At 70.3% G+C, this 12,546-nt stretch carries 11 protein-coding genes; 4 read left to right on the top strand and 7 right to left on the bottom strand.

The window, feature by feature from the left end; translation table 11 throughout:
• Nucleotides 1–88: 88 nt before the first annotated feature.
• Together ACZ6QO_RS17755 and ACZ6QO_RS17750 are read left to right on the top strand one after the other, a co-directional pair.
• The gene (locus tag ACZ6QO_RS17755; RefSeq protein ID WP_465851848.1) at nucleotides 89–1,474 is read left to right on the top strand and encodes a hypothetical protein; all 1,386 of its coding nucleotides are present in this window, start codon (nucleotides 89–91) and stop codon (nucleotides 1,472–1,474) included.
• A 409-nt stretch (nucleotides 1,475–1,883) separates the two neighbouring features.
• Nucleotides 1,884–3,149 (top strand): pentapeptide repeat-containing protein, encoded by a 1,266-nt coding sequence (locus ACZ6QO_RS17750; protein ID WP_465851846.1) that lies wholly within the window; start codon nucleotides 1,884–1,886, stop codon nucleotides 3,147–3,149.
• 86 nt (nucleotides 3,150–3,235) lie between these two features.
• Here ACZ6QO_RS17750 and ACZ6QO_RS17745 read toward each other — a convergent pair whose 3' ends face one another.
• A complete protein-coding gene (locus tag ACZ6QO_RS17745) occupies nucleotides 3,236–4,630 on the bottom strand; it encodes an NAD(P)H-quinone dehydrogenase (RefSeq protein WP_465851844.1) in 1,395 nt (464 codons plus the stop codon).
• A 220-nt stretch (nucleotides 4,631–4,850) separates the two neighbouring features.
• Between ACZ6QO_RS17745 and ACZ6QO_RS17740 the strand changes: the two genes are divergently transcribed.
• Nucleotides 4,851–5,303: a gamma-glutamylcyclotransferase family protein gene (locus ACZ6QO_RS17740; RefSeq protein ID WP_248966349.1), complete on the top strand. Its 453-nt coding sequence runs from the start codon at nucleotides 4,851–4,853 to the stop codon at nucleotides 5,301–5,303.
• A 6-nt stretch (nucleotides 5,304–5,309) separates the two neighbouring features.
• Here ACZ6QO_RS17740 and ACZ6QO_RS17735 read toward each other — a convergent pair whose 3' ends face one another.
• The 4 genes from ACZ6QO_RS17735 to ACZ6QO_RS17720 all read right to left on the bottom strand — a co-directional run bounded on the left by ACZ6QO_RS17735 (nucleotide 5,310) and on the right by ACZ6QO_RS17720 (nucleotide 8,699).
• Nucleotides 5,310–5,612, bottom strand: coding sequence for a CopG family antitoxin (locus tag ACZ6QO_RS17735; protein ID WP_465851843.1), 303 nt, complete (start codon nucleotides 5,610–5,612; stop codon nucleotides 5,310–5,312).
• Nucleotides 5,613–5,942: 330 nt separating this feature from the next.
• Nucleotides 5,943–7,127, bottom strand: a complete 1,185-nt coding sequence (kynU, locus tag ACZ6QO_RS17730; RefSeq protein WP_465851841.1) for a kynureninase — start codon at nucleotides 7,125–7,127, stop codon at nucleotides 5,943–5,945.
• Between the two features lie 118 nt (nucleotides 7,128–7,245).
• Nucleotides 7,246–7,836, bottom strand: a complete 591-nt coding sequence (locus ACZ6QO_RS17725) for an RDD family protein (protein ID WP_465851840.1) — start codon at nucleotides 7,834–7,836, stop codon at nucleotides 7,246–7,248.
• Between the two features lie 212 nt (nucleotides 7,837–8,048).
• A complete protein-coding gene (locus ACZ6QO_RS17720) occupies nucleotides 8,049–8,699 on the bottom strand; it encodes an RDD family protein (RefSeq protein WP_465851839.1) in 651 nt (216 codons plus the stop codon).
• 45 nt (nucleotides 8,700–8,744) lie between these two features.
• Here ACZ6QO_RS17720 and ACZ6QO_RS17715 point away from each other — a divergent pair, with 45 nt between their 5' ends.
• Nucleotides 8,745–9,545 (top strand): hypothetical protein, encoded by an 801-nt coding sequence (locus ACZ6QO_RS17715; protein ID WP_465851837.1) that lies wholly within the window; start codon nucleotides 8,745–8,747, stop codon nucleotides 9,543–9,545.
• Nucleotides 9,546–9,601: 56 nt separating this feature from the next.
• On the opposite strand, the gene ACZ6QO_RS17710 is transcribed toward ACZ6QO_RS17715, so the two are convergent.
• The gene (locus ACZ6QO_RS17710) at nucleotides 9,602–10,720 is read right to left on the bottom strand and encodes an ARPP-2 domain-containing protein (protein ID WP_465851835.1); all 1,119 of its coding nucleotides are present in this window, start codon (nucleotides 10,718–10,720) and stop codon (nucleotides 9,602–9,604) included.
• Nucleotides 10,717–12,090, bottom strand: coding sequence for a hypothetical protein (locus ACZ6QO_RS17705; RefSeq protein WP_465851834.1), 1,374 nt, complete (start codon nucleotides 12,088–12,090; stop codon nucleotides 10,717–10,719). Before ACZ6QO_RS17705 ends, ACZ6QO_RS17710 begins: the two co-directional genes overlap by 4 nt.
• Between the last annotated feature and the right edge of the window lie 456 nt (nucleotides 12,091–12,546).

Here is a 12,546-nt window from a genome sequence, read left to right as displayed (position 1 = left end):
ACTTCACGAACGCGTGGATATACGGTTGCCTACCGAGGAACTCAGACGACCCGCCATTCGTCCTGTAGGACGAAGGAGGCATACAGCCGTGACCACTCATGTGATGCGCCGCGCCACTGCCACGTTCGTGGCCGTGCTGGCCGGACTGCTGACGCTGTTCGCGTTGCCGCCCGCGGCCCAGGCCGCGGCCCCGCCGGATCCCGGCACGATCATCGCCGCCTGGAAGACGAGCGACCCCCTCTATGTCGGGCCCGGCGTGTCGCTGAGCTCAGGCGAGCTCTCCGACATCCGCAAGGCCCTTGAGGGCGCCGACAGCAAGATCTACGTCGCCGCGCTCGCCGACGGCACCGTCCCCGACAGCTCCTCCGCGGGCCGGTTGATCACCACTCTCGGCCAGTCCCTCTCCGCCGAGGGCCGTCCGCGGGCCACCGTCGCCGTCCTGGACGGCACCACGCTGTTCGCGGCGTCGAGCGCGATACGCAAGCCGGGTCTGGCAGGCCAGCTCGCCAACGCGGCCACCAGCAACAACAAGGACGTCGTCTCCGGCATGGAGGACTTCGTCAACCGGGTCGACAAGGCCGCGAGCGGCGACACCAAGGGTGCGCTCAAGGCGGGCAGCGCGGCGGGCGGCGGGGGCGGCGGCGTCCTCATCGGCATCCTCGTCCTGGCCCTGGCCGGCGGCCTCGGCATCTTCTTCATCTCCCGCCGCCAGAAGCGCAAGCGCGAGGCCCGCGAGGCCGCCGAGCTCGCCGCGGTCAAGCAGACCGTCGAAGAGGACGTCACCAAGTTCGGTGAGGAGATCACCGCGCTCGACCTCGACGTCAAGGTGTCCGACAACCAGGCCAAGACCAGCGGCGACTGGCAGCAGGCGCTGGACGCCTACGAGAAGGCCAAGAACGAGCTGGCCGCGGTCAAGCGGGCGGACGACCTGCGCGGGGTCACCACCGCCCTTGAGGAGGGCCGTTACGCCCTCGCCTGCGTCAAGGCGCGGGTGGCGAACGAGCCGCTCCCCGAGCGTCGCGCCCCCTGCTTCTTCAACCCGCAGCACGGCCCGTCCGTGCGCGACGTCCTGTGGGCCCCGCCGGGCGGCGCCCCGCGTGACGTGCCCGCCTGCGCGGCCGACGCCCAGCGCGTCGACCAGGGCTTCGACCCGCACATGCGCGAGGTCATGGTCGACGGCCAGCGCCGTCCTTACTGGGACGCCGGCCCCGCGTACGCGCCGTACGCGTCGGGCTACTATGGCGGCTTCGGCGGCGACCTGATGACCGGCATGCTCATCGGCACCATGCTCGGCGGCTCCTTCGGCGGCTGGGGCGGCGGCGGTTACGGCGCCGGGTACGACGCCGGCTTCGCCCAGGGCGCCGAGTCCGGTGGCGGCGACTTCGGCGGCGGCGGCGACTGGGGAGGTGGCGGCGACTGGGGTGGCGGTGGCGACTTCGGCGGCGGCGACTTCGGCGGCGGCGGCGACTGGTAGCCCTCCTTCACTCGAAACCCGGAGCCCCGGCGTGACCACGCCGGGGCTCCCGCCTTCCCCCCAGCACACGCCCCCGTTCCCGACTGTCCCCAGCACCTTCCGGCAGGCGTCCTCCCCACTGGGCCGGCACACGCCCCCGCTCCCGAGGTCCCCAGCACCACCGGGGATGGCCCCTTGGCCGGTGTGGTGCTGGGTGGGGTCGGCGCCGGGGCGGCGGGGTGTGGTGCGGCGATGCCGGCGCCGGCGTACGGCGCCTGACCAGGCGGACGTTCGTGGACAGCAAGACCGGCCGTGGTCCCCTGCCGGCGTGTCACCGGTGGCCCCACAGCGAAAGTGATCTGCAAGGCGGGTGCAACCCCGCGTATATGATCAGCTGCCACACTCGGCGAAGTAGTCGAGGAGGCTTGCGTTGCGTTCCATCCCCCTGGCCCTGATGTCCGGGCTGTTCGTTCTCTCCGTCCCCGCCGTACCGGTGTCGGCGGCGTCCTCATCCACGGCCCGCACGTCCGTCGCGGCCGCGCACACCACGCACGCGCACACCGCGCACACCGCGCAGGCGGCGCCGTGCAAGCCGGGCTCGGGGCTGAAACTACGCGGCAAGGACTTCACCGGCGGCACCGCCCTCCCGGAGAGCCTGCGCTGCGCCGACCTGACCAACGCCAAGCTCGACGAGGTCGACTTCACCCAGAAGGACCTCACCGGGGCGATCCTGCGCAAGGCCTCGATGAAGGAGGCCGACTTCACCCAGGCGCACCTGGAGTACGCCGACCTCACCGGCGCCGACCTGTCCAACGCCGACCTCGGGCAGCTCCACGCCAAGCACGCCACCCTGCGCGACGCCGTCCTGACCGACGCCGACGCCGGCCAGGCCCAGTTCCCGCACGCCGACCTCACCGGGGCGATCATGGCGCGGGCGGAGATGACCCAGGTCAACCTGACCGACGCCACACTCATCGGGGCCGACCTCAACGAGGCCACCATGGGCCAGGTGCAGGCCAGGAACGCCGACTTCACCAAGGCCAAGATGCGCGAGGTGAAGCTCGGGCAGGCCAGGCTCCAGTTCGCGGTGTTCAAGGGGGCCGACCTCACGGAGGCCGAGTTCACCCAGGCCGAGCTGGACGGCGCCGACCTGCACGGGGCGACGGTCGAGAAGGCGTCGTTCACCCAGGCCGACGACGTCAACCTCACCGGAGCGCTCGGCGAGCCCGAGAACGTCCCCGACGACGCGGTCGGCACGACCGAGGACCTGCCGGCCGACGCCGGTGACACTGACACGGGCGACCCGGCACAGCCGGCGGCGTCCCGGGGGAAGGGCGGGCTCGGCCTGGTCCTGGTGGTCCTCAGCGGCGTGGGCCTGAGCCTGACGCTGATCTTCTGGGGGCTGTCGCACCGGCGCAGGGTCGAGCGCGCGGCCCGGTTCGCGAACGCGCGGCGCGCCGCGGAGGAGAACGTGATCAGGCTGGGCGAGGAGATCGACGCGCTCGACTTCGACTACAAGATCAACCACATGAGCACGGGCGGCGTGGACCAGGACTGGCGGCGCGCGCTGGACGCCTACGAGGCGGCGAAGCACTCGCTGAACAGCGCGCGCTCCGAGCCCGAGCTGGCCGGCGTCGCGGCGGCCCTCCACCACGGCCACGACGCCCTCACCCGCGTCCGCTCCCGCCTCACCTGACCCGCACAGCCGTGCGGGCGGCCTCCCCTAACACCCGCCCGCGGGCTCGCGGCGCCCAGAGGGTGCGCGACGGCTGTCGTCCGGGCTCAGATGATGGTCGAGGTGCCTGGGAGCATGAGGCGGCGGGCGGCCTCGGTGATGGAGCCGGACAACGAGGGGTAGACCGCGAAGGTGTGGGCGATCTGGTCCACGGTCAGCCGGTGCTGGACGGCGAGCGACACGGCCAGGATCAGCTCGGAGGCGCGGGGCGCGACGACCACCCCGCCGAGCACGATGCCGGTGTTCGGCCGGCAGAAGAGCTTCACGAAACCGTCGTTGAAGCCCTGCATCTTCGCCCGGGCGTTGGTGGCCAGGGGCAGCTTGACGATGTTCGCCTCGACCTCGCCCGCCTCGATCTGCCGCTCCGCGATGCCGACGGCGGCGATCTCGGGGTCGGTGAAGATCGTCGAGGCGACGGTGGCCAGCCGGATCGGCTGCACCGCCTCGCCCAGCGCGTGCCAGACGGCGATGCGGCCCTGCATGGCGGCCACCGAGGCGAGCATCAGCACGCCGGTGCAGTCGCCGGCGGCGTAGACCCCGGACGCGGAGGTGCGCGACACCTTGTCGACCTGGATGAAGCCGTTCCTGTCGAGCGTGACGCCAGCCCCCTCAAGGCCGATGCCGGTGGTGTTGGGGATCATGCCGACGGTCATCAGGCAGTGGCTGCCCTCCGCGGTCCGGCCGTCCTCAAGGGTGACGACCACGCCGTCCTCAGTGCGCTTGACCGACGACGCGCGGGACTTGCCCATGACGTTCATGCCGCGGCGCCGGTAGACCTTTTCCAGGACCTCGGCCGCGTCGGCGTCCTCGTTCGGCATCATGCGGTCGCGGGAGGACACCAGCGTGACCTCCGAGCCGAGCGAGCGGTACGCGCCGGCGAACTCGGCTCCGGTGACGCCGGACCCGACGACGATGAGGTGCTCGGGCAGTTCGGGCAGGTCGTAGAGCTGCCGCCAGTTGAGCACCCGCTCACCGTCCGGCTCGGCGCCGGGCAGGACGCGCGGGGTCGCGCCGGTGGCGACGATGACGACGTCCGCGTCGATGGTCTCGTCGCCGACCCGCACGACCCGCGGGTCGACCAGCCGGCCCTCGCCCTGTACGACCCGCACGCCCTCGGCGGCGAGCCGGGCGGCGATATCGGACGACTGGTGGGTGGCCAGCTCCTTGACGCGCTTGTTCACCAGCGGCATGTCCACCCGTACGCCGCCCACGTCGCCGTCGCGGCCGCCGGTGAAGTTCACGCCGAGGGAGGGGGCGTCCAGCAGGGCCTGCTTGCGGGCGGATGTGGCGATCATGGTCTTGGACGGCACGCAGTCGGTGAGCACACAGGCTCCGCCGGGACCGTCGCGTTCGACCACGGTGACCTCGGCGCCCAGCTGAGCGCCGACCAGCGCCGCCTCGTAACCGCCGGGCCCGCCACCAATGATCACAATGCTCGTCACGTACCCCATTGTCCCGCATGGCTGGGGGTGCCAGGGGTGCAATACCGGGTCAGAACACGTGAAGACCCGTAAAAACCGCTGATTCACCCCGAAAAACCCCTACGAATCCACGGCGCCGGCGTGGAGCACCGGAAGAAGACGATCGCCCGACCATGGACTCGGGCGTGTTGGAACCGCTGGGCCGGTCCCGCACGCCGATCTTGGATTAGTCTTGTGTGCCGTGCCGGTTTACGCCGCCTATGGCAGCAACATGGACCCGAAGCAGATGGCTCAGCGGGCTCCGCACTCGCCCATGCGTGGAACGGGCTGGCTGCAAGGCTGGCGCCTGACCTTCGGCGGTGAGGACGTCGGCTGGGAGGGCGCCCTCGCCACCATCGCCGAAGACCCCGCCGAACACGTCTTCGTCGTCCTCTACGACGTGCCCGAGTGGGACGAGGAGTCGCTCGACCAGTGGGAGGGCGCCGTGCTCGGCCTCTACCACAAGGTCCGGCTCCGCGTCGCGACCCTCGACGGCGAGGTCGTCGCCTGGTTCTACGTCCTCGACGACTACGAGGGCGGCCTGCCCTCGGCCCGCTACCTGGGCATCCTCGCCGACGCCGCCGAGAAGGCCGGCGCCCCCGACGACTACGTCGCCGACCTGCGCACCCGCCCCTGCACCTCCATCGGCGGCTGACACTCGCTACGACGCACGCTGCTGTTGGTACTCCGTGACCGCCGCCATGATCACGCTGATCGGCACGACGGCCTCCTGTCCCGCCAGCGCGGCTTCCACCCATTCGCGGATCAACGCCGTGGGTTTGACGCCTCGCGCCCGCGCTCGCTCCCGCACCTGATCCATCACCGGCTTGGGAAGCCGCAAGGACGTCACGATCATCACTTCGTCGGCAGGCGCAGCCTCGCGGGGCACCGCGCCCTCAAGCTCCGCCGTCGTGTCGTGCTCGTCGTAGTAGGCGGCCACTTCATCGATCTTGTCCTGCGTCATGGTCATCACCTCGCTTTCTACACGAACAGCCGTCTCTCACTCTGTGTCATGTCCCGGGCTGTCGCCACATACCAGGCATCCGGCTCCGCGACGCTCTCGACCAGAACGACCAGTAGATACCGGCCCGAATCGGTTGTCCCATAGACAAGAGTGCTCTCATCACGGCCTGGAGCCTCCCACTAAGGCCGGGCGAACACCGCCTCTTCCACTTCATCGGGAGTGACTCCATGACGGGCGATGTGCTCTTCTGACCGCTCCGTCCAGTGGATGGGTCTGTATCCCAGGAGACCATCGTAATACGTTCGCACTACGCATGGCGCGAATGCGCCCTCAGCCGGGCGTCGCGATAAGGCCGGCGACGGATTCGGCGGCTCTGAGGGCGTCCTGGTAGCGGACGTAGAGGGGGGCGAAGCCGAAGCGGAGGATGTCGGGGGTGCGGAAGTCTCCGATGACCTCGCGGGAGGTCAGCTCGGCGACCAGGGTCTCGGCGTCCGGGTGGCGCAGCGACACCTGGTGGCCGCGCCGGTCGTCGCGCGGGGTCACCACCTCGACGGCGTTCCCCACCAGCTCGTCCACGCACTCCATGAAGAACTCCGTCAGCGCGAGGCCTTTGGCCCGCACGTCCGCGAGGTCCACGTCCCGCCAGATGTCCAGCGCGGCGTCCAGGGCGAGCAGCGACAGGATGTCGGGGGTGCCGGCCCGAGCCCTGGCGATGCCGGGCGCCGGCTCGTACCGCGCGTCCATCGCGAACGGATCGCGGTGCCCGCCCCAGCCGGACAGCGGCTGCCTGAACTCTCCCTGCAGCCCGCTCGGCACGTAGATGAACGCGGGCGACCCCGGGCCGCCGTTGAGGAACTTGTAGGTGCATCCGACGGCGAGGTCCACCCCGAGCGCGTCCAGCTCGATCGGGAGCACCCCGACGCTGTGGCACAGGTCCCACACGATCCTGGCCCCGGCCGCGTGCGCCTTGGCCGTGGCCGCCGCCATGTCGTACAGCCGCCCGGTCCTGTAGTCCACGTGGTTGAGCAGCACGACCGCCGTCCGGTCGCTGAGCACGTCATCGAGTTCGTCGGGCAGGACGGGGAGCAGGACGGTGCCGGTCAGCTCGGCCACCGACTCGGCGATGTAGCCGTCGGTCGGGAAGGTGCCGGCGTCCACGACGATCTCGCTCCGTCCCGGCGTCATCCGCACGGCGGCCACCAGGGCCTTGAAGATGTTGACGCTGGTCGAGTCGGCCACGACCACCTGGCCGGGCGCGGCGCCCACCAGTGGGGCGATCTTCTCCCCCACCCGCTCCGGCGCCGTCCACCAGCCCTCCGGCCACGAGCGGATCAGCCTGCGTCCCCACTGCTCCCGGACGACGTGCTGGACCCGGTCGGCCACCCGGCGCGGCGGCGCCCCCAGCGAGTTCCCGTCGAGGTAGACGACGCCGGGATCGAGATCGAACTCATCCCGCACCCGCCGCAGGGGGTCCTCGGCGTCCAGCTTCGCCGCCCGCTCGACCAGGTCACCCATGCCCGCACCCTCCGCCTGCCGATCTCACCACCAAAATCCCATTTCCTGACGAACGTTACGCAATACACCTTTTCCCCGGTACCACCGCCCCATCGGAAGCCGGTCCCCGGGGACGCGATCAGCTCCAGGCGATGGACAGGAACCAGAACAGAACCAGGCCGGTGACCAGCAACCCGACGACGAGAACGGCGTTACTCGCACGAGTGCGCGAGCCACCAGATCCGTGCGCCACCACGTTCAGGTCGACCACGACGCTGCCTCCCACGACGTCATGCAGACACCTCTTACTCGGGCCCAAGATCCACAAGCAGTTCGCCGTCGAGAGGAGCATTCCGACGTAGGGCAGCAGCGTGCTCGCCGAATAGATGAGAGAGCGCACCCCGGCTTGGGACATCGTCAGGGGCCTGCCGTCACTGCTGACGACCTTCAGCCGGCATAGCCGCTTTCCGATGGTCTGCCCCCAGTAGGCATGGCCGATCCAGAAGTACAGGAACCAGAGGATGGCCACGGCGACATCGAGGTACCAGTACGGGTTTCCGGCATAGGGATCATTGAGCCAGAGGTCCAGCGAACCCAACCTGGCGACCCGGTCGTCGTCGTACCACTCGGCGACGGGCCCTCCCAAGTACCAAATGGCAAAGGTGGGGATGGCAAGAATCAGCGAATCGACGAGGCTCGCGCCTAACCGGTATCGCCGTGCGGCGATCACCGCTCTCGGTGGCGCAACGGGGGGTGAAGTCACGGGGAAAGTTTGGCATTACCAGGGCGCGGCGGCGACGATGCCGACATGGTTGATATGTGGCTACAAGCCGCAGTGCGGAACAACGCCGAGTGGTGTGATTCGGTGTGCCGCACCCATGGCATGCCGGGGCGATGCGACGGTACCACCGCCCCATCGGAAGCCGGTCCCAGGGACGCGGATCAGCTCCAGGCGATGGACAGGAACCAGAACAGGACCAGGCCGGTCACCAGCAACCCGACGACGAGAACGGTGTGATTCGCACGAGTGCGCGAGCGACCGGACAGGCGCGCCTCGGCGTTCAGGTCGACCACGACGGTGCCCGTTACGACGTCATGCAGGCACTTCTTACTCGGACCGAAGATCCACAAGGTGTTCACCAGCGAGAGGAGCAGCCCGACGTAGGGCAGCGCCGATACGGCCGCGTAGATGAGAGAGCGCACCGCGGCTTGGGAGGTCGTCAGAGGTGTGCCGTCACGGCTGACGACCTTCAACCGGTTCAAGCGCTTTCCGATGGTCTGCCCCCAGCGGGCATGACATATCCAGAAGTACAGGAACCAGAGGACGGTCAGCGCGATCTCGATGTACCAGTGCGGATTTCCGGCGTAGGGGTTGCCGAACCAGTCGTCCAAGAAGCTGGATGCGGGCGCCTGGTCCTGCAGGACGGGCGCCTCGGCCTGGTCGTCGCCGTCCAGCCCAAAGCCGAATTCCGCCAAGGCCACGACCGCGATACTCGACACACCAACGATGAGCCCATCGACAAGGCTCGCGCCGAACCGGTACCGCCGCGCAGCGATCGCCTCTCTCGGTGGCGCGAAGGGGGGTGAAGTCACCGGGCAAGTTTGCCAGCAGACGGGAGCCTGGCGACGATGCTCAATATGGGCGACATATGGCTACAAGCCGCGGTGCGGAACAACGCCGAGTGGTGTGATTCGGTGTGCCGCGCGCACGGCATGCCGGGGACGTTCCAGGAGTCCCTGTGGTCGAACCCGCGCAGGTCGCCACCGCTGTACCCGGACGCGGTCACCCTCACCCCGGCCGCGACGGCCGACGCCGTGCTCGACGCGATCGACCTCGACTCCCCCGAACCTTCGGTCAAGGACGGTTTCGCCCGGCTGGACCTGCACGACGCCGGCTTCCGCATCCTGTTCGAGGCCCAGTGGCTCCTCCGGTCACCCACCCCTAACGGCTCACCGTCCGAACCAGGCGCTCCGCCACCCGCCCCCGGGAGCCCGGCGTCCGGACCAGCCGAGGGCCGCGCGGCTCTCGAAGACCGCCTGGCGAACCTGCGGGCGGCGACCGGAGATCCCATCGCCTGGAGCATGGTCACCACCACGGCCGGCCTGCGCGACTGGGAGGCCGGCCTCCTCACCGGTTACGAGGGCCTCCTGTTCCCCGTCGCGCTGCTCGCCGACCCCGCCGTCACCCTGCTCGCCGGTCGCATCGGCGGCGACGTCGTCTGCGGCTCCGCCCTCAACGTCAGCGGCCAGGTGGTGGGAGTGTCCAACGTCTTCGCCTCCGGCTGCGACATCGAGGCGGCCTGGGAGGGCACCGTCACGCTGGCCTCCGCCCTCTTCCCCACCCGCCCCATGGTCGGCTACGAGCATTCAGACGACCTCGAAACCCCTCTCCAGCAGGGCTTCACCCCCATCGGCCCACTACGGATCTGGCTGAGGTAGCGGCGTGCGGCGTCACCCCGGGGCCGGACGAACCCCGGTGACGCGCTCGCCGGTGTTCAGGGGCGTCTGGACTTCCGGTAGGCGTCCAGAATGTCCTGCCGGAGCAGGTGCCCGAAGCCGGCTCGTTCCAGGCGCAGCCCCAGGGCGGCCTGGTCGGTGCCGAGCGACGCGGCGGCGTTCCCCAGGTGCCAGTCGTGCCGGGCCAGCACACTGAGCAGGTGACCGCGCCGACTCTGGGCATCCGACAGCCGGAAGGTCTTCAGGTACGCCAACCGCCCCGACTCGTCGGTGATCAGCTCGCCGATGTGGTTCTCCCGATGCCGCTCGAAGGAGGGCAGGAAGCGCCGGAGCGTGAAACGGCCGAGCCGGTAGACGACCTCCTCGCGGTCCGGCGCGGCGATCAGGCCCGCCGCCATGACCGAGTCGTGGAAGTCCGCCCACTCCCCCTCATGGCGTACGGCCTGTGCCCGCAGGTCCGCCAGCGAGGAGACCCTGGTCTCGTCGATCGCGACGGGCATGTCCCTGGCCGGGTGGAACAGGGCGTACTGGTGGATCAGCTCGCCGTACAGGTCACGGACCAGCGTGGGGTGCAGGGCCCGGTAGTCCTCCGGATGCGGCACGACGAAGGCGGCCGCCAGCGTGTCGCCGACGTAGAGCAGCACGCCGCACTGCCCCGGGTAGATCTCGAAGACGCGCAGCGCGTCGTCGAGCCCGTGGACGTCCGCGCCGCTGTAGGCCTCCTCGACGCGGGGCGAGAGTCCATGGGCGACCGCCTGCCGGGTCCATTCCTCCCACGCCACCGTCGGGCCGCCGAAGTGCAGCGCGAGGAAACCCTCTATCGCCAGGTGCAGAGGCAGGAAGCGCAGCCGGTTCTTCTCCACGCGCCGCGCCATGCGGCGCCGGATCCTGATGTCCATGTACCGGAGCGGCCGGCCGAGCTGCGTGCCGTACGCGGCGGCCGGCGTGCCGTCCCCGGTCCACGACGCGACGAAGGCGTGCGGGATGTAGGAGGTGTAAACGGTCTTGTCCGGCAGGGACACCATGGACAGCTCGTCACCGTAGACCACGGCGTGCAGCCGCAGGTCTCTGATCGGCTCCGGCCGCACGAGCGGCACCAGCCGTACCGAGCCCCAGGTCTGCGCGGGCCGCGTCATCAGTCCGCTGAGATCGATCATCGCCGTGCCGCCCTGTCCTCCAGGTAGGCGCGCAGTTCGTCCAGGCCCGTCCGGCCCTGGGCGAACGCGGCGAGCTCCACCAGCGCGGGCAGATCCTCGGCGTCGCGGATGCCCACCGTGGGCACCATGGGCGACAGCCGGTGCACGTCGAACCGCTCGGCGTCGTAGACCGGGTTCAGATGCACGATGCCGACCTCTCCGGTGGGGTCGAGCCTGCGCCGCCAGACCCGCAGCACCTCGGCGGCCAGGCCCGGCGGCGCGTTGTCCCACCCGTCGGAGACGATGACCAGCCGGTCAGGGCGCTGCTCCAGGGCGTCGATGATCCGCCGCCCCAGCGGCGTCGGCCCGAGCGGCCGGGCCAGCACGGGGTCGGCGCGCCCGGAGAGCCACAGGCCCTGATACGAGCCGGCCAGGGCTTCCAGCAGGTAGTGGCAGGCCAGCGCGACCGCCAGGGGACGGCGGCGCTTGGCCGGCGACCCGTAGGAGGAGAAGCTGTCGTCGAGCACCGCGGTCACCCTCCCCCACGTCCCTGCACGCTTACCGGCCACCCGGGCGGCCGCCGCCCGCAGCGCGGCGGCGAGTTCGTCGCGGCGCTCCCCGGCCGGCCGGGACAGCGTGTAGGAGGCCAGACGGACGAGCGGCATGGCCGCCAGGTTCGCCCGGGTGTCCACGTCCTCCTTCCCGGCCGACGTGGTGAGCCGCAGCCGCTCCAGCGAGGTCAGCCGGGGGGCGATGCGCGTCATGAAAACGCCGCGGTCGATGCCGTGACGGGCGGCGAAGCCTTCCGCCACCGTGTACGGCAGCTCGTACAGCGCCGCCCTCTCGTAATGGGCCCGGCGCCACGCCTCCAGGATCGGGGTGGCGAACCGGGTGCGGCTGCGCGGCGCGAACAGGAAGTCGCCGAGCTCGCCCGGAAGGCGCAGATGAGCGTGCCGTACCGCCGCCTTCACCGCGGAGCGGTACTTGACCGCGTCGAAGGCGAGGTCGGGACGCGCCGCCAGCCAGTCGCGGACGATCGCCCGGGTGCGCCGGTTGTTGACTCCGTCGCGCCTCAGTTCCCGGAACAGCCGGTAGACGCGCGGCGGGCTCATGCGCGCCAGCCGCCAGGCGATCAGCCGCCCGTCGCCCGTCCCCGGCTCCCTCAGCAGGTTGCGGATGATCAGCGCGGCGTTGTGGTCGTTGATGTCCAGGGCGAGCGCCGCCGCGTACAGGTCGGGATAGTTGCCCTGGATGTAGCGGTGCAGGAAGTCCAGCGAGAGCCGCTGCTCGTGCGCCGAGCCGTGGAACTCCCGCTGCCCGGTCGACGTGATGGCCGCGTTGGCGAAGAGCAGCACGTCCTCGCACTCGATCAGGTCGGCGTAGGTGTCCATCGCCCCTCACAAGGCAGACCGGCCGTCACATGACAGACCGGCCGGGGAATGAGAGCACGAACTGCGAAGCATCGCTTCAAAGGCGGGTTCCGGAAGTCGCACCGAAGTCCCGCGGCCGGCCCGAGCCCCGACCCTAGCAAGACCCCTCACACCCAATCGAGGGATTATCACCGCATCTACCCAGCGAACAACGCCCCGCCGGCGACCTACCCGCACGCACCACTCCGGCCCACACGCACCACTGACCGCCACCGTACGACCGTCCTGAACCGTACCCACGCGCCCCCGGCTCGTGCCCGCCTCCGCCAGTGGGGTGACCACACACCTTCACCGGGTGCCGCTGTCCACTACCGGGTGCCGATGTCCACCCGGTGTCCTCCCGGTGTGTGTTCGACGTGACCGGCGCCGGGTCGGCGAGTCGAGGTACGGCGAAGCCGGCGCCGCCGTACGGCGCCC

The organism is Sphaerisporangium sp. NPDC049457, from assembly GCF_055586705.1.
The sequence above is the reverse complement of the archived record's forward strand: the minus strand, read 5'-3'. Positions and strand labels throughout refer to the sequence as shown.